Genomic DNA, 22,095 nt, shown 5'->3' on the forward strand with positions numbered 1-22,095 from the left:
TTTCTTCCGCAAGGAGGGTCAAACTAAAGAAAATCGATTGACGTTGACTATAGTCCATGATAAACTTACGAGTACATTCTTTATTTTGGTAGCACGGTAGCATATTATCGCACTAAAGCAAATAAACTGGATCGTATATAACTGAAGTTTTGATAAATATGGGGTGAACGAACGTGTCGAAACCGAAAGTGTTTGAAAAACCGACCGGAGTGAAGGATTATGTACCCGAGGCGGTAGCCAGGCTTCGTCATATTGAATATGAAGTGCTGGAATGCATGGAGCGTTGGGGATACAGCCAGATCATTACGCCGACGCTGGAATATTACGATACGGTCGGTGTGGCCAGCTCCACGGAAGACAAACGGCTGTTCAAGCTGCTCGACCGCAACGGAACGACGCTTGTGCTTCGCTCCGATATGACGGCACCGATTGCCCGGGTCGTCTCATCGCTCCTTAAGGATGAGCCGTTTCCGATCCGTTTGTCTTACCATTCGAGCATATTTCGCGCGATTGAGGAAGAGGCGGGCAGGGATGCGGAGTTTTTCCAAACCGGCGTGGAGCTTGTCGGCGACGCATCGTCGGAATCCGATGCGGAAGTGATCGCTTTGGCGGTAGCCAGCCTGCAGGCTGCAGGCGTACAGAAGTTCAAAATCGCGCTCGGCCATGTCGGCTTCCTGAACGGACTGCTCAGCGAAATGCTGCCGGGCCGGGGCGATGCGCAAACCGCGCTGAAGGATTGTCTGCTCGGCCGCGATTACGTCGGCTACCGGGAAAAGTTGAAGCAGCTTGGGTTAAGCGACGAAGCGCGCAGCCAGCTGGAAAGCTTGCTGCGGCTGCGCGGGGGCGATGAAATTTGCCGTCAGGCGCAGCAACTGACCCGCGACCCGCTCGCACAGCAGTCGATAGAACATCTGTGTCAAATATGGGACGTGCTGAAGGCGTACGGCGTCAGCGAGCATGTCAGCATCGATTTGACGATGATCGGCGATTTTTCCTATTATACGGGGATGACATTCGAAGGATATGCGGCCGATCTCGGCTTCCCGGTATGCAGCGGAGGGCGTTACGACAACCTGCTCGGCCAGTTCGGGCGTCCGGCTCCGGCAACGGGGTTTGCGCTGAAAACGAACCGTATCATGGAAGTGGCGCTGAGCGATCGGGAGGAGGCGCCGTACCGGGTGCTGATTGTTTATGATGCGGCCCATCGGGAGGAAGCGTTCCGGACGGCGAAGGAGATGCGCACCCGCCAAGGTTTGACGGTGGAGACGCGTCTCGTCACAGGCCGCGGCGATTGGCGCGTGGAGACGCTGGCGGACGATACGTGCCGGGTGGAAGGCAAGCTGTACCGCGATGTCATCGAGTTTTTGTGAGAGAAGGGTTGGGCAAATGCAGGATATATTAAGAGTAGCCATGCCGAAAGGCCGCATTTATAAACAGGCGTCGAAGCTGTTCCGCGAGGCGGGGCTTGTAGTGACGGGCGAATTCGACGATTCGCGCAAGCTGATTATTCCGGTACCGGAGCTGAGCATGGAATTCATCATGGCGAAGCCGGTCGATGTCCCGACCTATGTGGAATACGGAGCGGCGGATATCGGCATCGTCGGCAAGGACGTGCTGATGGAGGAAAACCGCAATGTGTACGAACTGCTCGATCTCGGCATCGCCCGCTGCCGCATGTCGGTGATCGGCCTGCCGGACTGGCAGCCGGTGCTGAACCCTCGCGTCGCGACGAAATATCCGAACGTGGCGTCGCAATATTTTCGCGAGAAAGGACAGCAGGTCGAGGTGATCAAGATGAACGGCTCGATCGAGCTGGCGCCGCTGATCGGCCTAGCCGACCGGATCGTCGACATGGTGGAGACCGGGTCCACGATCCGCGAGAACGGTTTGACCGAGATGGAGAAAATTTTCGACATCACGAGCCGCTTGATCGCGAACCGGGTCAGCTACCGGATGAAAAACGAGCGGATTCAGGAATTGTGTGACGTGCTGCAGAAAGTGATTCCGGCGGAAGGAGGCGTGAAGCAATGAGAATTGTGCCGGCAAGCGAGTTTTCTTTAAACCGTGAGATGGAATATGGCACTCCCGAGCAAAACGAAGCGGTGCAGCGTATTTTGGCCGAGGTGCGCGCAGGCGGCGATGAAGCACTGCGCAGGCTGACGCAGCAGTTTGACGGCGTCTCCGTCGGCGAGCTGCGCGTGAGCGACGAAGAGATCCGCACCGCTTACGATCAGGTGGACGGCGCGTTCGTCGAGGCGCTGCGGCAGGCGGCGACGAACATCCGCGCGTTCCATGAGAAGCAGAAGCGCCAGTCGTGGATGGACCTGTCGCCGGACGGCACGATCACCGGCCAGGTGATCCGGCCTTTGCGCCGCGTCGGCCTGTATGTGCCGGGCGGCAAAGCCGCGTATCCGTCGTCGGTGCTGATGAACGCGATTCCGGCGCAGGTGGCGGGCGTACCCGAGATCGTGATGGTCACGCCGCCGGCCACCGCGGGGGTCGCCGGCATCGACCCCCACATTCTGGTCGCGGCCGCCGAAGCCGGCGTGCGCGACATTTACCGCGTCGGCGGGGCGCAGGCCGTCGCCGCGCTCGCATACGGCACGGCGTCGATCCGCGCCGTGGATAAAATCGTCGGCCCGGGCAACATTTATGTCGCCCTGGCCAAGCGGTACGTGTTCGGGGCCGTCGATATCGACAGCATCGCCGGCCCGAGCGAAATCGCCGTGCTGGCGGACGACAGCGCCGACGCGGCCTACGTGGCCGCGGACCTGCTGTCGCAGGCCGAGCACGACGAGATGGCGTCGGCGATTCTTGTGACGCCGTCGCCGCAGCTGGCCGAGCGGGTGCGCGAGGAGGTCGCGCGCCAGCTCGAGAGCTTGCCGAAGCGGGCGATTGCCGCCGCTTCGATCCGGGATTACGGCGCGATCCTGACGGTCGCCGACCTGGAAGAGGGCGTCCAGGTGATCAACCGGCTGGCGCCGGAGCACCTGGAGCTGCTCGTGGCCGAGCCATTCGGCTGGCTCGGCAAAATCGAAAACGCCGGGGCCATCTTCCTCGGGCCCTACAGCTCGGAGCCGGTCGGCGATTACTTCGCCGGGCCGAACCACGTACTGCCGACGAATGGCACGGCACGGTTTTCGTCCCCGCTGAACGTGGACGATTTTATCAAGAAGTCGAGCGTTATCTCTTACAGCAAAGAGGCGCTCATGAAGAACGGGCGGCAGATCATGACGCTGGCGCGGCACGAGGGGCTTGAAGCGCATGCGCGGGCGATTCAAATACGTTTGGAGAAAGAAGGGGATTCGGTTGGCTAACGGGTGGAAGGAGCAGCAGGCAGGACCTCGCGAGCAGGCGGACCAAGGAGGGCTCGGCGCTACCGTGACCGGAGCGGCGGAAGGCCGTGCATCGAGCATAGTGCGCAAGACGAACGAAACCGACATCAAGCTGAGCTTGCAGGTGGACGGCAGCGGTGTATCGGAGATCCAAACAGATGTTCCTTTTTTGAATCACATGCTGGATCTGTTTACGAAGCACGGGCAATTCGACCTGAAGGTCGAAGCGGAGGGCGACGTGCATATCGACGACCACCACACGGTGGAGGATATCGGCATCTGCCTCGGCCAATGCTTGCGCGAAGCGCTCGGCGACAAGAAGGGCATCAAGCGCTACGCGAACGTGTTCGTACCGATGGACGAGGCTTTGGCACAGGTGGCGATCGACATTTCGAACCGTCCGCACCTGGAATACCGCGCGCAGTATCCGTCGGCGCAGGTGGGCAGCTTTTCGACCGAAATGGTGCATGAGTTTCTATGGAAATTCGCGCTGGAGGCGCGCATCACGCTGCACGTCATCGTGCATTACGGGCAAAATACGCACCACATGATCGAGGCGGTGTTCAAGGCTCTCGGCCGCGCCCTTGACGAAGCGACGAGCATCGATCCGCGCGTGAAGGGCGTGCCGTCGACGAAGGGAGTGCTGTAGCCGTGATTGCCATTATCGACTACGGGATGGGCAACCTGCACAGCGTAAGCAAGGCGGTCGAACGGCTCGGCTACGAGGCGGTCGTGACGAACGATCCGGAGCGCATCCTGGCGGCGGACGGCGCGATTTTACCCGGTGTGGGCGCGTTTGGCGACGCAATGGACAACTTGAAAGCGGCGAACCTCGTGGACACGGTGCTCGCTTATGCCGCGTCGGGCAAGCCCTTGCTCGGCATCTGCCTCGGCATGCAGCTCTTGTTCAGCGAAAGCGAGGAGCACGGGTTGAACCGCGGGCTGAACCTGCTGCCGGGCCGGGTCGTCCGCTTCACAGGATCGTACAAAATCCCGCACATGGGCTGGAACCGCCTTTCGTTCAAGCAGGAAAGCCCGCTGTTCCGCGGCCTTGAGGAAGGCCACGTGTACTTCGTGCACTCGTTCCACGCGCTGCCGGAGGTGGCGGCGGATCTGCTTGCGACGACCGACTACTATCAGGAAGTGACGGCGATCGTCGGCCGGGGCAATGTGTACGGCATGCAGTTCCATCCGGAAAAAAGCGGCAGCGTGGGCATGCGGCTGCTGGACAATTTTCTCAGCCTGAGCGGTGCAAAACGCGCGGTGTCGCAGGGGTAAGAAGCGTTTGCTTGAGCGGAAACTGCCTGCGCGATGCAAAAGTGCAGGTTTGTGCGGCCGGTGATGGAAAGGGTTATTAAAGAGGGAAGGGGGAGCAAACCATGTTGGCAAAACGCATCATCCCATGTCTCGACGTGAAGGACGGCCGGGTTGTGAAGGGTGTCAACTTCGTCAACCTGCGCGATGCCGGGGATCCGGTCGAGCTGGCGGCGATTTACGACCGCGAAGGCGCAGATGAGCTTGTGTTTCTCGACATTTCCGCCTCATACGAGGGTCGGGCGACGATGGTCGAGGTGGTGAAAAAGACGGCGGGCGAAATCACGATCCCGTTTACGGTAGGCGGCGGCATCGCCAGCACCGACGACATGAAGCGGCTGCTTCGCGCAGGCGCGGATAAAATCGGCATCAACACCGCAGCGGTGAAAAACCCGCAGCTCGTCTCGGACGGCGCCCGCAAATTCGGCGCGCAGTGCATCGTAGTAGCGATTGACGCGCGCTTCAACCCCGAGTGGGGCGAGTGGGAGGTGTACACCCACGGCGGACGCAATTCCACCGGCATCAAGGCGCTGGAGTGGGCGAAGCGGGTGGAAGACCTCGGCGCGGGCGAGATTTTGCTCACGAGCATGGATGCGGACGGCACGAAGGACGGCTTCGACCTGCCTTTGACCAAAGCCGTATCCGAACTGGTCGGTATCCCGGTCATCGCTTCCGGAGGTGCGGGGAGTAAGGAGCATTTTTACGATGTGTTCGCCGAAGGAAAGGCCGATGCGGGGCTGGCGGCGACGATTTTTCACTATAAAGAGCTTACAATTGAAGAAGTCAAAAGCGATCTTAGGCAAAAAGGAGTCGAAGTCCGATGACGGAGCAATTATCGAGCAAGCTGAGCTGGACGGAGATCGCGTCTGCGGTCAAATGGGATGCAAACGGACTCGTGCCGGCGATCGTGCAGGATGCGGTCAGCAAGGAAGTGCTTATGCTGGCTTACATGAACCAGGAATCTTTGAAGCTGACCGTAACGAGCGGAGAGACATGGTTTTGGAGCCGCTCCCGCGGAGAGCTTTGGCATAAGGGAGCGACTTCCGGACACATTCAGAAGGTGCGCTCCCTGAAGTACGACTGTGACGGGGACACGCTGCTTGTGCTGGTCGATCAGCAAGGTCCTGCCTGCCATACCGGCCAGTACAGCTGCTTCTTTAATGAAGTGGCGGCTGCCGGGGAGGAAAAGGGCTCTGTGCAGGGCGACCGCTTCGCTATTTTAGGCGAGCTGGAAGCTACGATCGCGAAGCGCGATGCGGAGCGCCCGGAGGGCGCGTACACGACGTACCTGTTCGAAAAAGGCGTCGACAAGATTTTGAAAAAAGTCGGCGAAGAAACCGCAGAGGTCATCATCGCGGCGAAAAACCGCAGCCACGACGAGCTGCGTTACGAGGCGAGCGACCTGATCTACCATCTGCTCGTTCTTCTGCGCGAGCAGAAGCTGCCGCTCGACGACGTCATGGCCGAACTGGCTCGCCGGCACAACAAGTAAAAGCGGCCGCAGACCCCGATTTTTATTACTGCAATAAAAAAAATTTTGCGAAGCGAAATTTTGATTGGGAATGAGATGGCGAAGGGTAAAGCAAGTGCCGGAGGTACCTGCTGTTAGCCCGCAGCCGCCCGCCATTCCCAACCTGCCATTGTCGCTTCGGAAAAGGAGACCATCCCATGCGAATCGATTATCACACGCACCACGTTCGCTGCGGGCATGCATCGGGAGAGCTGGAGGAATACGTCCTCAGGGGCATTGAGATCGGACTGGAGGAATTGGGCCTGTCCGATCACATGCCCTTGTTGCATGTCGACCCGGCCACGTATTACGAAGGCAGCGCCATGCTGATGGAGGAGCTGCCGCGGTACGTGGAGGAAGCGTTCCATTTGAAGGAAAAATACAAATCGCAGATCGACATCCGCATCGGTCTCGAAGGCGATTACATCGAAGGCTATGAGGCTGACATCGAGCGGATCATTAAAGCCTATCCGTGGGACTATGTGATCGGCTCCGTCCATTTTCTCGGTGAGTGGGACATTACCGACTACCGTCAGACGCATGGCTGGGAAGGCAAGGATGCCTATGCCGTATACGAGCAGTATTACGATGCGGTGAAAAAAGCGGCCCGCACCGGATTTTACGATTATATCGGTCATTTCGACGTCGTGAAGCGGTTCGGCTTTAAGCCGGAACGGGACGTGACCGGGCTCGAGAACGCCGCGCTCGATGTGATCAAGGAATGCGATCTGGCAATCGAGCTAAACGCGTCGGGACTTCGCATGCCTGTTGCGGAAATGTTTCCGAGTCGGCGGATTTTGGAATATTGTTACACAAAAGGAATTCCGTTAACGATCGGTTCCGATGCTCATCAGCCGGAGCGGCTTGCGCAATATCTCGATCAGGCGGTCGATCTGCTGAAGGAGATCGGTTTTAACAAATTAGCCACATTTGAAAAGCGGAACCGCACTCTCAAACCTATTGGAAACGCGTTTTTTCATGTATAATGAGTATGGACAATATGAGATTTCAGCAGCCGGCCGGCTGACCCATTTTTAAAACCCAATCGTTTCCGGAGGTAACCATGGATAGCGGCAAATTAAAAATATTTTCGGGCTCTTCCAACCCGAAGCTTGCTGAGAAGATCTGTCAGGAGCTTGGCGTCAAGCTGGGACAGATCAAGCTTTCCCGATTCAAGAGCGGAGAAATTTACTGCCACTATGAAGAGACGATCCGCAATTGCGACGTGTTCCTCGTACAAACGTTTTCCCACCCGATCAACGAGCATCTGATGGAACTGCTCGTGATGATGGACGCGGCGAAGCGAGCTTCGGCCCGGACCATCAATCTTATTTTGCCGTATTATGGTTATTCCCGCCAGGAGCGCAAGGCTGCGCCGCGCGAACCGATTTCCGCCAAGCTGGTTGCGGACCTGCTGACAACGGCAGGAGCGGACCGCGTCATGACGATCGACCTGCACGCGCCGGCCATTCAGGGATTTTTCAACATCCCGGTGGATCACCTGACCGCCCTGGACCTCCTGAGCGACTATATAAAGAAGAAAAACTTGAACGACCTCGTCGTCGTATCCCCGGATGCCGGCGGCGTGACCCGCGCCGAAAATTTGGCGAACATTTTGCAGGCGCCGATCGCCATGATGTTCAAGAAGCGTTACCGACATAACGAAGCGGTCGTGACGCACGTCATCGGCGATGTGGAAGGCCGCACACCGGTCATTATCGAAGACCTGATCGATACCGGCACAACGATCGTAAACGTCGTGGAAGGACTTAAGGAGCGCGGTGCGAACGACGTGTTTATTTTGGCGACGCATCCGGTGTTTTCGGGACCTGCCCTGCAGCGTCTCGACCACCCGAACATCCGTGAAGTGATCATTACGGATTCCATCGCCATTCCGGAAGATCATTCCGAGCGGTTCCAGGTGTTAACCGTAGCCGGTCTGCTGTCCGAAGCCGTTCGCATCATCATGGACGGCGGATCGCTCAGTTCCTTGTTCAAATACGGCGGCGTCTAATTTATTCATATAAATAAAGTGTGGTGAAAAATGGCAAAGTGGCCGTCAGTCGTGCCGGAGAAGCGTTAGCGGTCGCCTTTGTGAGCGAATTTCGACTGCCGAAGGCGTAAGCTTCATTGCCAAGGGGTCCCCACAAAGTATCAGGAATAAGCTTCGAAGGTTATTCTTCACTTTGTGGGGCAGAGGAGCGATCGTAAGCATGATCCGCGACACGGAGCGCTTTTCGCCACACTTGCAAACCCAACACGAAGCGGAGGTGCCTTACCATGGAAAAGAAAAAGCGAATGGCGAAGACCGGAAAACCGAAAGTCATTTCACTTGGCATGGATGCCACGTTTTTTTTCGAACGGGCCGTGCAGTCGCTCGACCGGTTTCACTATGATAAGGCACTCAAGTATTTTCGCCGCGCGGCGGAATACGAGCCGGAAAACCCGGTCAATCATTGCAACCTTGCCGGCCTGCTTTCGGAAATGGGCAACTACGAGGAATCCAACCGGATTTTGCAGCATGTTCTCGATGTGATCGATCCGACGATGACCGAATGTTATTTTTACATGGCCAACAATTATGCAAATATGGAAAATTACGAATCGGCGGAGAAGTCGATCGTTCATTATTTGGAAAACGACCCGAACGGCCAGTTTCTGGAGGAATCCGAGGAAATGCTCGAGCTGCTCAGCTACGAGCTGGACCGGCCGACGAGGCTGACCTGCATCAAGAGCCGCGAGGGCTTGTTCGAGCACGATAAAGCGAGGGGCTTGCTGGAGGAAGGCAAGTTTACCGAAGCGGTCCGGATATTGGAGAAGCTCGTCAAGAAGCATCCCGATTTTACGGCAGCGCGGAACAACCTGGCACTGGCTTATTATTATATGGGGCATTTTGAAAAATCGCTCGACATGATCAAGCAGGTGCTCGAGATCGACAGCGGCAACCTGCATGCGCTGTGCAATTTGGCGATTTTTTACCAGCATTTCGGCGACAAGGGCAAGCTGGCCCGGCTGCTCGAGCTGCTGCGCAAGACATACCCGTATCATCAAGACCACACGTTCAAGCTGGCAACGACGATGGGCATTTTGGGCGAGCACGGGGCGGCGTATCGGCTGTTCAGACGGCTTTTAAAATCCGGCGAGCTCGGGTACGATCCTTGCCTGTTCCATTACACCGCCGTCGCCGCTTTTAATCTGAAGCGTTATGATGAAGCGAAGAAGTATTGGAAGCAAGCGGAAAAGCTGGACCCGAAATCGGAAATTCCGAAGTTTTTCCTCGGTCAGCTGCAGAAAAGCGAGACGGAACAATCCAAACCGGTTATCAGCTACCATTACCATCTTCCGTTCGAGGAACAGTTCCGTGTGCTTGAAAAAAATACCGACGGCATTCCGGAAGGGCTGAAGCGGGATCCTCTCGTCCGCTCCTCCTTTTTCTGGGCGCTGCGGCACGGTGATACGAATACGAAGCTGCAGGTCATTCAGGCGTTCGGCTTGATCGCCGACGGAGAAGTGAAGGATGCGCTGCTCGAGTTTATCCTCGAACCGGAGGAAGACGATTATTTGAAGCGGGTGGCGATATTCGTACTGCGCAGCATCGGGTTTTCCGAGCCGGTGACCGCCGTCCTGGAAGGCCGCCGTCTGACCGTTCCGGCTTCGCCGTATTCGCCGAATTTGCCGGTCTGGGAAGCGAAGTGGCAGCAGGTGATGGAAATGGCCATTCGCCATATGAATAAACGCTACGATATGGTTCAACAATACGATTTGGAAACGCTATGGGTGGAATATTTGTCACGGGTTTATCCCGGTGCGCCGAAAATTACGAAGGTGGAAGGCTGGTCCGCGGCACTCGAATATTTGACGGCTAAAATGCATCGCCGTGCCGTATCCTATCAAGAGGTGGCGAGCCGTTACGGCACGTCCGTTGCGACGGTCAGCAAAAACGTCAAATTGATCGACGAAGCATGCGGATTGAAGGAAAAAATGGACGCCATTTTTTCCAAGCTGCCGGGTTTGGAAAAATCTGAAACAAACCAGTAGACAAATTCGCATAAATGAGAGATACTATTAAAAAAGAATAATTCTAATAAAGACGCTCGAAGCAGCGTCTTTTTGGCAAAGCGGCCTTTATTGCCTGAGTGCCGAACCGGCATCCGGGATATCCCGCTTTCACAAAGGAGGAGTAAACCATGCACAAAGCGATTATTATCGGAACCGGCCCAGCCGGACTGACCGCAGCGATTTATTTGGCCCGCGCCAACATGAACCCGCTCGTTATAGAAGGACCGGAACCCGGCGGCCAGTTGACCACCACTACCGAGGTGGAAAACTTCCCGGGTTTCCCGCAAGGCATCATGGGTCCCGAGCTGATGGACAACATGCGCAAGCAAGCGGAGCGATTCGGCGCTCAGTTCCGTACTGGCTGGGTGAACAGCGTCGATATGTCGAAGCGTCCGTTCAAGCTGAATATCGAAGGCGGGGAAGTGCTTGAAGCCGAAGCGCTGATCATTTCCACCGGCGCATCCGCGAAATATCTCGGTATCCCAGGCGAGAAGGACAACGTCGGCCGCGGCGTCAGCACCTGCGCCACCTGCGACGGTTTCTTTTTCCGCGGCAAGAAGATCATCGTTGTCGGCGGCGGCGACTCCGCGATGGAAGAGGCGCATTTCCTGACGAAATTTGCGACCGAAGTGCGCGTCGTTCACCGTCGCTCCGAGCTGCGCGCCTCGAAAATCATGCAGGACCGCGCGCGCCAAAACCCGAAAATCACCTGGAGCCTGAATCAGACTCCGCTTGAGGTGATTGCCGGAGAAAAAGGCGTAACCGGCCTGAAAGTGAAAAATAACGAAACGGGTGCGGAAGAAATCATCGAAACGGACGGCATTTTCGTCGCGATCGGCCATACGCCGAATACGAAATTTCTCGGCGGCCAACTGGAAACCGACGAGCTCGGCTATCTGATCGTGAAACCCGGCACTTCCGAGACGAATATCCCCGGCGTCTTCGCCTGCGGCGACGTCCAGGACCACAAGTACCGCCAAGCGATTACGGCGGCAGGCAGCGGCTGCATGGCGGCGCTGGATTGCGAGAAATTCCTCGAAGGCCAAGAGGTTCACGATTGGAGCAAATCGGTATAACGTATGGAAGGATTCGAAAGCAGGTTGTTTTCGCAAAATGCGATGACAGCCTGTTTTTTTCAGGGTAAAGATTAGGCTCGTAAACGAGGCGGTGACATGCAGATGACGGTTCGGCTGGAGTTTCAGCAGTTAAGCAAAAACCTGCCTCGCGGCCAATTGTTCTCGGGTGTATCGGCATCCGTCGACCGGCCGGAAACGATCGCGCTGCTCGGCGTCTCCGGACAGGGCAAAAGCACGCTGCTCCGTATGCTCGCACTGCTGGACAATGTGGACGGGGGAGAGCTGCGCTTGAACGGCGTATCGTACAGCGACTGGTCTCCGCGGCAATGGCGCGCTCAGGTATGTTATGTAGCTCAGCAGCCGGTCATGCTGCCGGGGTCGGTGAGAGATAACCTGATGACCGTCAGCCGGCTTCATCGCAGAACTTTCGAGCGGGAGCTTGCCGAGCGTCTGATGGACCGGGTCGGTCTCTCCGCGATCGACTGGAATAAACCGGCGGCCGAGCTGTCCGGCGGCGAAAAGCAGCGTGTGGCGATCGTCCGTTCCATGCTGCTGCGCTCGCCGATTTTGCTGCTGGACGAGATCACCGCATCCCTCGACAGCCACAGCAAGCATGCCGTCGGCGCGCTTTTGCAGGAATGGCATCGAAGCGAGGGCTGCACGCTCATTTGGGTCACCCACGATTTGGAGGAGGCGCAGGCGATGAGCCGCAGAGTTTGGTTCATGGCCGGAGGAACGCTGCTGGAGGATCGGACCACGGATGAATTTTTTCAACATCCGGCAACGGAGCAGGCAGAAGATTATCTTCAAGCGGCAAAATGATTGTTCTCGCATAATAGAAGCGAAGGAAGAAGGCGGAATTTTGTCCTCACTGGCTTTAGGGTTCACACTTGTTTTCGTAATCATCACGATGGGCATCTCCTTGTGGCAAAAGCTCGGACTGGAGCGGGATATCGCCGTCGGCACGATCCGTTCGGCGATCCAGCTGTTTCTCGTCGGCTACGTGCTGCAGTTTGTGTTTCATGCTGATCATCCTGTCTTTATTCTATTTATCGTAATGATTATGATTGCCGTCGCCTCCTGGAACGCAGGTTCGCGGGCCAAGGTGGTGCCGGGTATCCGCCTGAGGGTCGTTTTGACGATCGCACTGACGGAGGCGCTGACGATGGCGCTGCTGCTCGGGCTTCATATCGTCGAGCGGACGCCGCAGTACATCATCCCGCTGAGCGGCATGACGATCGGCAGCTCGATGGTGGTGGCGGGACTTTTCATCAACCATATGAACCGCGAGGTACAGTCGGTTTCGGGCGAGATCGAAGCGCTTCTCGCGTTGGGCGCCGCTCCCCGGCAGGCGATTCACGATTCGCTGAAGCGGGCGGTCCGCTCCAGCATGATCCCGACCATCGACACGATGAAGACGGTCGGCATCGTCCAGCTTCCGGGCATGATGACCGGGATGATTGTAGCCGGGGCCAGCCCGGTCGAAGCGGTCAAATACCAAATATTGATCATGTTTGTGCTGTCCGCTTCGGCGGCGATCACCGGCATTTTCCTGGCTATGCTGAGCTACCGGCTGTGGTTTACGAAGGATGAACGGCTGCGCCATACGTAAAGGGATGTGCCTGCTCTTGACGGCCTCATGGGTAAAGCTTATAGTGGGAAAAGAAGCTTTGAACGATTTTTTCCGGAAAAGCGCCTGAGAAAAAAGTAATTTGTATGAGGTGACACGCGGTTATGGGTGAAAACATTTACGTTGGAGTCGATCTGGGCGGGACCGCCATTAAGGTCGGAATCTGCGACGAAAACGGCAAGCTGCTGCAAACCTACGAAGGGCCGACCGGAACGGAGCATGGATCCGACGTCGTGCTCGAGAACATAGCGCAGTACGTGCGCAAGCTGGTGGCGGATTCGCCATATCGATGGGAACAGGTGGCGGGCATCGGCGCAGGGATCGCCGGTTTTATGGACATCCCCGAAGGCTTCATCAAATTGTCCCCTAACCTCGGCTGGCGCAACGTGCCGGTCAAGAAGATTTTGGAAGAAAAGCTCGGTAAAACCGTCAAAATAGACAACGACGCCAACGTCGCGGCGCTTGGCGAAGCGTGGAGCGGCGCGGGCAAAGGCGTGCCGATCGTCGTCTGCTACACGCTCGGTACCGGCGTAGGCGGCGGCATCATCATCAACCATCAGATCGTGCAAGGATTCAGCGGCATGGGCGGCGAGCTCGGCCATATGATGATCGTGCCCGACATCGAAGCGATCGAATGCGGCTGCGGGAAAAAAGGGTGCCTCGAAACGGTCTCATCGGCAACCGGGATCATTCGCATGGCCAAGGAGGCGGTCGAACGGGGCGAGCATACGTCGTTGGCTCTGGTTCAGCACATTATGGCCAAGGATGTTTTCGATGCCGCCAAATCCGGCGACGAGGTGGCGCTTCGCATCATCGACCGCGCTGCGCTGTATCTCGGCAAGTCGATGGCGCTGCTTTCCGTTATCATCAATCCGCAGCGTTACATTATCGGCGGCGGCGTGTCCAAGGCCGGCGATATTTTGTTCGATGCGATCCGCAAATATTACGAGGAGTTTACTCAGGATGCGGCCAAGGAAGGCGTGGACATCGTCCCGGCCATCCTCGGCAACGATGCCGGCGTCGTGGGCGCCGCCGGTTTGAATTTGCGCGGTTAGCGGCAGCGAGCGGGTTGCCTAGGCCGAGCCAGCTGGGCCAAACGTATAATAATGCCTCTAATGTTTGCAACGCGCGCGGAATCCCGGACGCGCGTTTCGCCACTTTGAGGCGATCGATTTTGCCTCACATGTAACGGACCTCAGCGGCCGTTATTCGGCCATTTTTTTTCTATTGGTAATCTAACGGACACGAGAGACGTTATTTAGGGCGCTTAACCGCCATTGGAGCCATTTGCAGCGAAATAGCGTCCCTCAGGTCCGTTACATTTCGGAACACCGCGATTTTGGTGCTAATAAGGTCCGTGGTGTCCGTTACAACGAGGGAAATCTACCCTCTAGGGGGAAGCACCTCCGGAGGAACGTTTAGAAGGAATTTAGTCAATTAGCGGAAGCAGCTGATACAGATTATTATGGGGTACAAGGGGCGGCGCCCCTTGAAGCCAATCCCTCAAGGGGAAGAACAGGGGGGATCTTTATGGAAGACATCCAAACGTTAGGCAAGCTTGTTATCATTACGGGCATGTCGGGAGCAGGCAAAACGATTGCCGTGCAAAGTCTCGAAGATTTGGGGTACTTCTGCGTCGACAATCTGCCTCCGGTGCTTATTCCGAAATTTGCCGAGCTGATCGAGCAGTCCAAGGGACGCATCGGCAAAGTGGCGCTGGTGATCGACCTCAGGGGAAGAGAGTTTTTCGATTCGCTCACGGAATCGCTGCGGTATTTGAAGGACAACTACACGCTTACCTACGAGATTCTGTTCCTGGACGCCACGGATAACACGCTTGTCCAGCGGTACAAGGAAAGCCGCCGCCGCCATCCGCTTGCACCGCAAGGAGCGCCGCTGGAAGGCATTCAGCAGGAGCGGAAGCTGCTCGAAGAGCTGAAGGGGCTGGCGACGCAGGTCATCGATACGAGCAACCTGAAACCGGCTGCGCTTAAGGAGAAGCTGACGAACCGTTTCACCAACCTCGAGTCGAACAACATTTCGATCAACGTCATCTCATTTGGCTTTAAGTACGGCATTCCGATCGATGCCGACCTGATTTTCGATGTCCGCTTTTTGCCCAATCCGCATTACGTCGAAGCGCTTCGCCCGAATACCGGCCAGGACCCGGATGTGTACGAGTACGTGATGAAGTGGAATGAAACGCAGGAGTTCCTGGCCAAGCTGCTCGATATGCTCCACTTCCTCGTACCTCAATACAAAAAAGAAGGCAAAAGCCAGGTCGTCGTCGGCATCGGCTGTACCGGAGGCAAGCACCGCTCGGTAGCGATCGCCGAATACCTCGGCAAAGTGATGGGCAACAGCGAGACGGAATCCGTGCGTGTGAGCCACCGGGACGCCGAACGCGATCGCGTCGAGGTGAGGAAATGAAGCCGCCGCATGTGCTAGGCAGGCGGCCGCGGGTTGTCGTCATCGGCGGGGGGACCGGCCTCTCGGTAATGCTTCGCGGCCTCAAGGAGCGCCCGCTCGACATCACGGCGATCGTTACCGTAGCGGACGACGGCGGTAGCTCGGGGATTTTGCGTTCCGAGATGCAGATGCCTCCGCCGGGCGATATCCGCAACGTGCTCATCGCACTGGCGGATGCGGAACCGCTGCTGGCCCAGACGCTGCAGTACCGATTCAAGGAAGGGACCGGATTAGCGGGGCATAGTTTGGGTAACCTAATGTTGGCAGCAATGAGAGAGATTACCGGAGACTTTGTCACCGGTGTTCGCGAGCTCAGCCGTGTGCTTGCCGTCCGCGGGCGGGTGCTGCCTGCGGCCGCGCACGCGATCGAGCTGAAGGCCGAGATGGAAGACGGCTCCATCATCGAGGGAGAATCGAAAATTCCGCTCGCCGGAGGCCGGATCAAACGTGTCTTTATCGAACCCGCCGACGTTTCTCCTTTGCAGGAAGCGGTGGAGGCGCTCATCGAGGCGGATGCGATTTTGGTCGGTCCGGGCAGCCTTTATACCAGCATTCTTCCGAATTTGCTCGTGCCGCAAATCGCCCGGACGATTGTGGAGTCGCAAGCGGTGAAAATTTTCATCTGCAACGTGATGACCCAGCCCGGGGAAACGGACGGCTACAGCGTAAGCGACCATCTGAATGCGGTCAGACTCCACGTTGGAGAAGACTTGTTCGACTACGTGATCGTCAACAACGGGGAAATTCCCCCGCAGGTGCAGGACCGGTATGCGGAGAAAGGGGCTACGGTCGTTCATCTCGATTTGGACGAGGTGACGAAAAAAGGATACAAGGTCATCGCGGACAAACTCGTGTTATTCCGGACTTATTTGCGGCATGATGCCAACCGATTAAGTCACCATATTTATCAGCTGGTGGAAAGCTGGATGTTGAAGAAAGGGTGATTTCGCCTGTGTCTTTCGCAGCCCAAACGAAAAAAGAACTCACTCAAATCCAGGCGGATGCCTGCTGTGAAGAAGCGGAGCTAGCGGCGCTCATCCGAATGAACGGTTCCGTGCAGCTTACGAATCAGCGCGTGGTGCTCGACATCTCGACGGAGAATGCGGCCATCGCGCGGCGTATTTACTCGTTGCTCAAAAAAACGTTCCAGGTGCATACCGAACTGCTCGTAAGGAAAAAAATGCGTCTGAAAAAAAACAACGTGTACATCGTGCGCGTTCCGAATCAGGTGCAGGACATTTTATCGAAGCTGCATATCGTGTCCGAAGGGTTTGTATTCACCCCGGGAATCGACAAGCGCATCATCAAAAACGGCTGCTGCAAGCGCTCGTATTTGCGCGGCGCTTTTCTCGCCGGAGGTTCGGTCAACAATCCGGAAGGCTCCTCGTACCATTTGGAGATCGCATCGATTTACGAGGAGCACAGCAAAGCGCTTTGCCAGCTGGCCAATAAATTCGATTTGAATGCCCGCTGCATCGAACGCAAAAAAGGCTTTATTTTATACATTAAGGAAGGCGAGAAGATCATCGAGTTTTTGAACCTGATCGGCGCCCATCAGGCGCTGCTTAGGTTTGAGGATGTGCGGATCATGAAGGATATGCGCAACTCGGTCAATCGCCTGGTCAATTGCGAAACGGCCAATCTGAACAAGACGATCGGGGCTGCCGTTCGCCAGATCGACAACATCAAGCTGCTCGACAAGGAAGTGGGGCTTCACAATTTGCCGGAGAAACTGCGCGAAGTCGCGGAAATCCGGCTGAAGCATCCGGACATGAACCTGAAGGAGGTCGGCGATTTGCTCAAAGGACGGGTCAGCAAATCCGGGGTCAATCATCGACTCCGCAAAATCGACGAATTGGCCGAAAAGCTTAGAAATTCCTAGTTTCTCAAAGTTTACAGTAATTTTTTGTGACAATGTGCCAATTTTTCTAGTGCATTGCTCTAAAAAATGATATAATAGGTGAAAAATCGCTTTATTCGAGGCAAAACCATTTGCATATAATGTAGCAACTCAAGTACGTAGGGGGTATTAATAGCATGTCGAAACGCCCAGTTGTCGTGAAGTTAAAAACAGGTCTCCATGCCAGACCGGCGGCGCTTTTTGTGCAGGAAGCCAACAAATTTTCCTCGGAAATTTTCGTTGAGAAGGACGAGAAGAAAGTAAACGCGAAGAGCATCATGGGGATCATGAGCCTCGCAATCAGCACGGGGACGGAAGTTTATATTAGTGCGGAAGGTTCGGACGCCGAGCAGGCTGTAAACGCTTTAGTCTCACTGGTCAGCAAGGAAGAATTGGAGAACCAATAACGGGTCGAATGAAGCTTCCGGAGACGGAAGCTTTTTAATTGCTTAGGAAATTATGCAAGGCTTCTTTTTTGTGGATAACCGGGGGATTTGTTCTTCGTCAGGGAATTTTACAAGCCGATTTAGTGGACTTTTGAGGGGTTTTTGACTGCCAGTTTTTCCATATCATAATTGATCTGGGATAGCGCAACCTTTTTCTTAACGACGCGTCTATTGTAAAGGACATCGTGAGGAAACGGGTTTTTGCTGTCCCTTTTTCGGCTCTTTTCCTGTGCGGTGACCCCAATAAAAGAAACAGCGTGATTCACCACGCCATAGGTACGAGGGAGAAGAGAGATGAAACAGCTTAAGAAGGAATTATCGGTTATTATGCTCCTTTGCCTGCTTGTGCTCACTTTAGGAGCACCGTTTGCGCAGGCGTCGATGTCGTCCGGCACTACATACATTTTGTTGTATCTGGACAAGGCGGATGCATTTTTGAACAACCAGCAGGTGACGCTCGATGCGCCGGCGACCATCATCAAGGACAAGACGTTCGTTCCGGCCAAATTTTTGGGCGACGCTTTCGGAATGAAGGTCGAGTGGAACGACAAAACCCGGGATATTCAAATGGTGACGCCGGGCTACAACATCATTTTAAATGCGGATCAAAAGTCGGTATGGATCAACGGCGTGATGACGCCGTTCGACGACGTAGCCGCCATTGTCAACGGACGGCTAATGATCAAGCTGACATGGCTCGCGGATTATATGGGAGCCCGCTACACATACAATGACGAGCTGAGACGGGTGGACATTTTTTATACGAAGCCCCCGGTAGGCATCGTGAATACCAAAACCGGCAATTCCAAGCCGGTGGCGAAGTTTACGACGGCGAAGCCGAGCTACCAAATCGGAGAGCCGGTCAAATATGTCGATTTGAGCTACGACCCGGATGCGGAGGGCATTGCCAAGGCGGAGTGGACCGGGAACCAGGAGGCCTTTTTCCAGGCGGGGACTTATCCGGTCACGCTGACGGTATGGGACGCTCAAGGCAATAAAAGCGACACGTACACCCGCAATATCGTGATCGAAGACAAGGTATTCCTCAGCGCGATCGAATACCCGATCTATATGAAACCTCCGGGCAGCTACATCAAGACCGACTGGAGCACGCTGTGGGGGCATTTCTGGGACTTGCCGGAGCTGCCGAAGAAAGTAACCACCGACGCCAGCCGTCCGGTGCTCGTCAGCGACAGTCCGGAGGATATCGAGCGGAAGGGCATTCTGTACCAGGATAAGGTGAACGGAAAGGCGCGCCTTTACGCCGACCACATCAACGCGACGAAGGACAAGCTGACGCTGGCGATTTTGGCCACCAATACCAAGGATAAGCCGGTGACGATCAAGACGACGAACAAAGGCGAAGTGTGGCCTTCCGTATATGCAAATCTGATCGGCAATGAAGCGACGGTCGACTTTTTGATGTACGACCCGCTGAACGATTCGCTCACGGTACCTCCGAAGCAAACGTTTATCTACAAGCAGTTTCCGGACTTTTACCCGGGTCAGGGCGTGAACCTGTTCTACGATGTCGAGACCGACGGGGAGGTTCAGTTCTCGTTCGTCGCCACGGATGCGGTATCGCAGACGACGCTGCAGACGCTGCCGAAGCTTGAATTCAACGGTCATGTCAGAGGTACGTTCCCGGTGTCCGAGGTGAAGTGGGATATTGATGCCAGCTCGTTTACCCAGCCGTCACGGCTTGTTATAGGCGACGGCAAGACATCCGATCCGTTCCAGCCGGGCTTCGACCCGATGCGGAACCTGTCGGTCACCAACGAAGGGAACTACGGCGTCGTCTATAAGATCCACTCGCCGAAGCCGCGCAAAATGGCAATTATGGTTTTGGCCAAAGGCGGCATCTTCAAAGGGCCGTTCAAAATAAACGGGGAGATTCGCCTCGTGCCGGAATCCGGCGTACTGACCGCCTTTGACGGCATGCAAATCCTTGCCAGAACGACCGGGAAAGAGGATTCGCTCGATATCGAATTCTCGCCGCCGGCCGGTTCGGCCTTCCCGATCGATCTGATCTTCTACCCGCTGGAAGATAAATAAGCAGCGACGCGCATGCGCGCTGGCCATAAAATCCGAATGCTCTGCCTATGCAGGGTGTTCGGATTTTTTTGCTTAGGAGTCGTGGTTGACAACTTTTCGCAATTGTCCTATGGTATATTGCAATACTAACATGCCAGAAGACAGTGTTTTGGACGCAAATAAGCTTTAGAGGGTGGTTGCGTGAAAATTAATTTTGATGAAGGGCAGCCGATCTTTCAACAAGTGGCCGAAATGATTGAGGACGATATCCTGAGCGAAACGTACAAGGAAGAGGATCAAGTCATGTCCGTCAGCCAATTTGTCAAAACGTTCGAAATTAATCCGGCAACGGTCGTGAAAGGGATCAATCTGCTGGTGATGGAGGGAATTTTATATAAAAAGAGAGGGCTGGGCATGTTTGTCGCCAAGGAAGCGAAAGAGCGGATTATGAACAAAAGACGGAAACGGTTCTATACCGACTATGTGATGAAAATGCTCGATGAGGCGAATAAACTGCAGCTGACGAAAGAGGATGTCGTAAAGATGATCAACGAGGACGGAAGGAGCTGATTGAAGATGCCGCCCATTCTGCAATGTGCGAATTTGACTAAGAACTACAGTAAAATAAAAGCGGTTCACGGTTTGAATATAGAGTTAGAAAATAATACCATCTACGGATTGTTCGGGCGAAACGGATCGGGAAAGACGACTTTGCTCGACATGATCGCTGGAAACGTTTTCCCGGATGAAGGGGAGATCGAAGTCGGAGGATTGCCTCTGAGGAAAGGGGAAACTCCCAAGGACATGTGTTATGTAAGGCAGGGCAGGTCCTATTTCGGCGGAGCCAAAATCATAGAGATTTTGAAGCTTGCAGCTGCTTTCCACAAGAGTTGGGACTGGCATTTTGTGCAGAAGTTGATCGATGCCTTCCAGCTCGATCCAAATAAGAAAATGCGGCAGTTGTCGAGAGGGATGGAATCGATCGTCGGCAACATCATCGGGTTGGCGAGCCGCGAACCGATTACCGTCTTTGATGAACCGGTTGTTGGACTCGATGTGCTGATGCGGGAAAAGTTTTACCGATTGCTGATGGAGGATTACGCGGAAAATCCGCGAACGATTCTTCTGTCCACACATTTGATCGACGAAATCGCCAAGGTGGTCGAGCGGATTTATATCATCGAGAAAGGGAGTATTTTGCTGCATGACGACGTAGACAATATACGCACCCATTCCCATTTGATCAAAGGCAGCAGCGACGCCATTCGGATGTTCACGAGCGGAAAGCGCGTGATTTATCAAGATTCCTACGGTCATAGTACGCTTGCAGCGGTGTACGAAACGATGGATGAAAAAGACAGAGCCGAGGCGAAGAGGCTGGGAGTCTCGATTGACGGGCTGCCGCTTCAGAAGTTTTTCTCTTTGCTCATCGAAGGAGGCGGGTACGTTGAATAGGATATGGATCCTGGTCAAAGCGGCATTTCTGCAGCTTCGAATGTATGTCTTGAGTCTTTTGGGCTATACCGCGGTATCCGTTCTAACGGACGTGGTCCTTAACCTGACACTTGGCTACGGCGAAAATTCCCACATATCCTTCGGCAGTACGCTTGTGGTTCTTCCTGTTCTCATAGCGATAGTCCTTCCGCTCAGCTTCTTCAAGCGGATTATTCATCTGGGCGCCACCCGCAAAGAATATTATATCGGAATTCTCATGACGTATGTGATAGCCTCGATGGCGGTTGCTGTGCTGTACATCGTGTGGATGAAGGTGGAGACGATCTTTAGCGGAATGTACGGTAACCACATCATATATCTTCTTGAAGTTTTTCATTGGGATCAATTCGGTTCAGCAGGCATGCTCGTTTATCAATTTGGAGCCTATATGCTGCTTATTTCGATATTCAATCTGTTGTTTTCCGGGCTCAGGCATAAAGCCGGTTGGGTCATCTGCGGAGTCATCATTGCAGCTATTCCGATAGGTTCATCGCTCCCGTCGATTCGGTCCCTGGTGGCTGACGCCTTTCTGAAGCTGCTCTTTAACGACTCGCTTCTGCAAGGATTCGGGCTTACGTTCTTTTCAAGCTGTTTATTTCTGGCCGGCGGCTGGTGGTTTACAAAACGGAGGACGTTATAACTTCATTTTCTCCAATCGGACACTCCCATAGGGGGTGTCTCTTTTTGTGCCTAAAACGGGGGTGGAAAATGTGTTGACAGTTTAATCGACTATGTATTATGGAATATTACAATACCAACATACCATAATACAAAGGCAGTCATCGGTTTCCGTGTCGCACTCCTTTTCGTGTTATGAATGAAAGGGGA

At 55.1% G+C, this 22,095-nt stretch carries 22 protein-coding genes; all 22 read left to right on the forward strand.

Features of this window, described 5'->3' with window-relative positions; translation table 11 throughout:
- Window positions 1-173 precede the first annotated feature (173 nt).
- The 22 genes from MYS68_RS31130 to MYS68_RS31235 all read left to right on the forward strand — a co-directional run bounded on the left by MYS68_RS31130 (window position 174) and on the right by MYS68_RS31235 (window position 21,907).
- Complete coding sequence (locus MYS68_RS31130; protein ID WP_248929512.1) at window positions 174-1,370, forward strand: ATP phosphoribosyltransferase regulatory subunit; 1,197 nt, start codon at window positions 174-176, stop codon at window positions 1,368-1,370.
- A 16-nt stretch (window positions 1,371-1,386) separates the two neighbouring features.
- Window positions 1,387-2,031, forward strand: a complete 645-nt coding sequence (hisG, locus tag MYS68_RS31135; protein ID WP_248929513.1) for an ATP phosphoribosyltransferase — start codon at window positions 1,387-1,389, stop codon at window positions 2,029-2,031.
- A complete protein-coding gene (gene hisD / locus MYS68_RS31140) occupies window positions 2,028-3,317 on the forward strand; it encodes a histidinol dehydrogenase (RefSeq protein WP_248929514.1) in 1,290 nt (429 codons plus the stop codon). The genes hisG and hisD overlap by 4 nt, the downstream gene beginning before the upstream one ends.
- Window positions 3,318-3,381: 64 nt before the next feature.
- On the forward strand, window positions 3,382-3,984 hold the full coding sequence (hisB, locus tag MYS68_RS31145; protein WP_248931067.1) for an imidazoleglycerol-phosphate dehydratase HisB: 603 nt from the start codon (window positions 3,382-3,384) through the stop codon (window positions 3,982-3,984).
- A 2-nt stretch (window positions 3,985-3,986) separates the two neighbouring features.
- Window positions 3,987-4,613: an imidazole glycerol phosphate synthase subunit HisH gene (gene hisH, locus MYS68_RS31150; RefSeq protein ID WP_248929515.1), complete on the forward strand. Its 627-nt coding sequence runs from the start codon at window positions 3,987-3,989 to the stop codon at window positions 4,611-4,613.
- Between the two features lie 101 nt (window positions 4,614-4,714).
- Window positions 4,715-5,473 carry an imidazole glycerol phosphate synthase subunit HisF gene (hisF, locus tag MYS68_RS31155; RefSeq protein ID WP_248929516.1) on the forward strand — a complete coding sequence of 253 codons (759 nt, stop codon included), beginning with the start codon at window positions 4,715-4,717 and terminating at the stop codon, window positions 5,471-5,473.
- The gene (gene hisIE, locus MYS68_RS31160) at window positions 5,470-6,141 is read left to right on the forward strand and encodes a bifunctional phosphoribosyl-AMP cyclohydrolase/phosphoribosyl-ATP diphosphatase HisIE (protein WP_248929517.1); all 672 of its coding nucleotides are present in this window, start codon (window positions 5,470-5,472) and stop codon (window positions 6,139-6,141) included. Before hisF ends, hisIE begins: the two co-directional genes overlap by 4 nt.
- Before the next feature lie 176 nt (window positions 6,142-6,317).
- On the forward strand, window positions 6,318-7,145 hold the full coding sequence (gene hisJ / locus MYS68_RS31165; RefSeq protein ID WP_248929518.1) for a histidinol-phosphatase HisJ: 828 nt from the start codon (window positions 6,318-6,320) through the stop codon (window positions 7,143-7,145).
- A gap of 77 nt (window positions 7,146-7,222) precedes the next feature.
- Window positions 7,223-8,173 carry a ribose-phosphate diphosphokinase gene (locus MYS68_RS31170; protein WP_248929519.1) on the forward strand — a complete coding sequence of 317 codons (951 nt, stop codon included), beginning with the start codon at window positions 7,223-7,225 and terminating at the stop codon, window positions 8,171-8,173.
- A gap of 266 nt (window positions 8,174-8,439) precedes the next feature.
- Window positions 8,440-10,197, forward strand: coding sequence for a tetratricopeptide repeat protein (locus tag MYS68_RS31175; protein WP_248929520.1), 1,758 nt, complete (start codon window positions 8,440-8,442; stop codon window positions 10,195-10,197).
- A 149-nt stretch (window positions 10,198-10,346) separates the two neighbouring features.
- Window positions 10,347-11,294: a thioredoxin-disulfide reductase gene (gene trxB / locus MYS68_RS31180; protein WP_248929521.1), complete on the forward strand. Its 948-nt coding sequence runs from the start codon at window positions 10,347-10,349 to the stop codon at window positions 11,292-11,294.
- A gap of 102 nt (window positions 11,295-11,396) precedes the next feature.
- Complete coding sequence (locus MYS68_RS31185) at window positions 11,397-12,116, forward strand: ABC transporter ATP-binding protein (protein WP_420852243.1); 720 nt, start codon at window positions 11,397-11,399, stop codon at window positions 12,114-12,116.
- Window positions 12,117-12,156: 40 nt separating this feature from the next.
- The gene (locus MYS68_RS31190) at window positions 12,157-12,906 is read left to right on the forward strand and encodes an ABC transporter permease (protein WP_248929523.1); all 750 of its coding nucleotides are present in this window, start codon (window positions 12,157-12,159) and stop codon (window positions 12,904-12,906) included.
- Between the two features lie 122 nt (window positions 12,907-13,028).
- The gene (locus MYS68_RS31195; RefSeq protein ID WP_248929524.1) at window positions 13,029-13,979 is read left to right on the forward strand and encodes an ROK family glucokinase; all 951 of its coding nucleotides are present in this window, start codon (window positions 13,029-13,031) and stop codon (window positions 13,977-13,979) included.
- Between the two features lie 475 nt (window positions 13,980-14,454).
- Window positions 14,455-15,354, forward strand: a complete 900-nt coding sequence (gene rapZ, locus MYS68_RS31200; protein ID WP_248929525.1) for an RNase adapter RapZ — start codon at window positions 14,455-14,457, stop codon at window positions 15,352-15,354.
- The gene (locus tag MYS68_RS31205) at window positions 15,351-16,337 is read left to right on the forward strand and encodes a gluconeogenesis factor YvcK family protein (protein WP_248929526.1); all 987 of its coding nucleotides are present in this window, start codon (window positions 15,351-15,353) and stop codon (window positions 16,335-16,337) included. Before rapZ ends, MYS68_RS31205 begins: the two co-directional genes overlap by 4 nt.
- Window positions 16,338-16,345: 8 nt before the next feature.
- Window positions 16,346-17,275, forward strand: coding sequence for a DNA-binding protein WhiA (whiA, locus tag MYS68_RS31210; RefSeq protein WP_248929527.1), 930 nt, complete (start codon window positions 16,346-16,348; stop codon window positions 17,273-17,275).
- 155 nt (window positions 17,276-17,430) lie between these two features.
- Window positions 17,431-17,700, forward strand: a complete 270-nt coding sequence (locus tag MYS68_RS31215; RefSeq protein WP_248929528.1) for an HPr family phosphocarrier protein — start codon at window positions 17,431-17,433, stop codon at window positions 17,698-17,700.
- Window positions 17,701-18,033: 333 nt separating this feature from the next.
- Window positions 18,034-19,794, forward strand: coding sequence for a stalk domain-containing protein (locus MYS68_RS31220; RefSeq protein WP_248929529.1), 1,761 nt, complete (start codon window positions 18,034-18,036; stop codon window positions 19,792-19,794).
- 180 nt (window positions 19,795-19,974) lie between these two features.
- Entirely contained in the window at window positions 19,975-20,343 is a 369-nt protein-coding gene (locus MYS68_RS31225; RefSeq protein WP_248929530.1) for a GntR family transcriptional regulator, read from the forward strand.
- A 72-nt stretch (window positions 20,344-20,415) separates the two neighbouring features.
- On the forward strand, window positions 20,416-21,228 hold the full coding sequence (locus MYS68_RS31230) for an ATP-binding cassette domain-containing protein (RefSeq protein WP_248929531.1): 813 nt from the start codon (window positions 20,416-20,418) through the stop codon (window positions 21,226-21,228).
- Window positions 21,221-21,907 (forward strand): hypothetical protein, encoded by a 687-nt coding sequence (locus tag MYS68_RS31235; RefSeq protein WP_248929532.1) that lies wholly within the window; start codon window positions 21,221-21,223, stop codon window positions 21,905-21,907. Before MYS68_RS31230 ends, MYS68_RS31235 begins: the two co-directional genes overlap by 8 nt.
- Window positions 21,908-22,095: the final 188 nt, after the last annotated feature.

The organism is Paenibacillus hamazuiensis (assembly GCF_023276405.1).
Lineage (GTDB): Bacteria > Bacillota > Bacilli > Paenibacillales > NBRC-103111 > Paenibacillus_AF > Paenibacillus_AF hamazuiensis.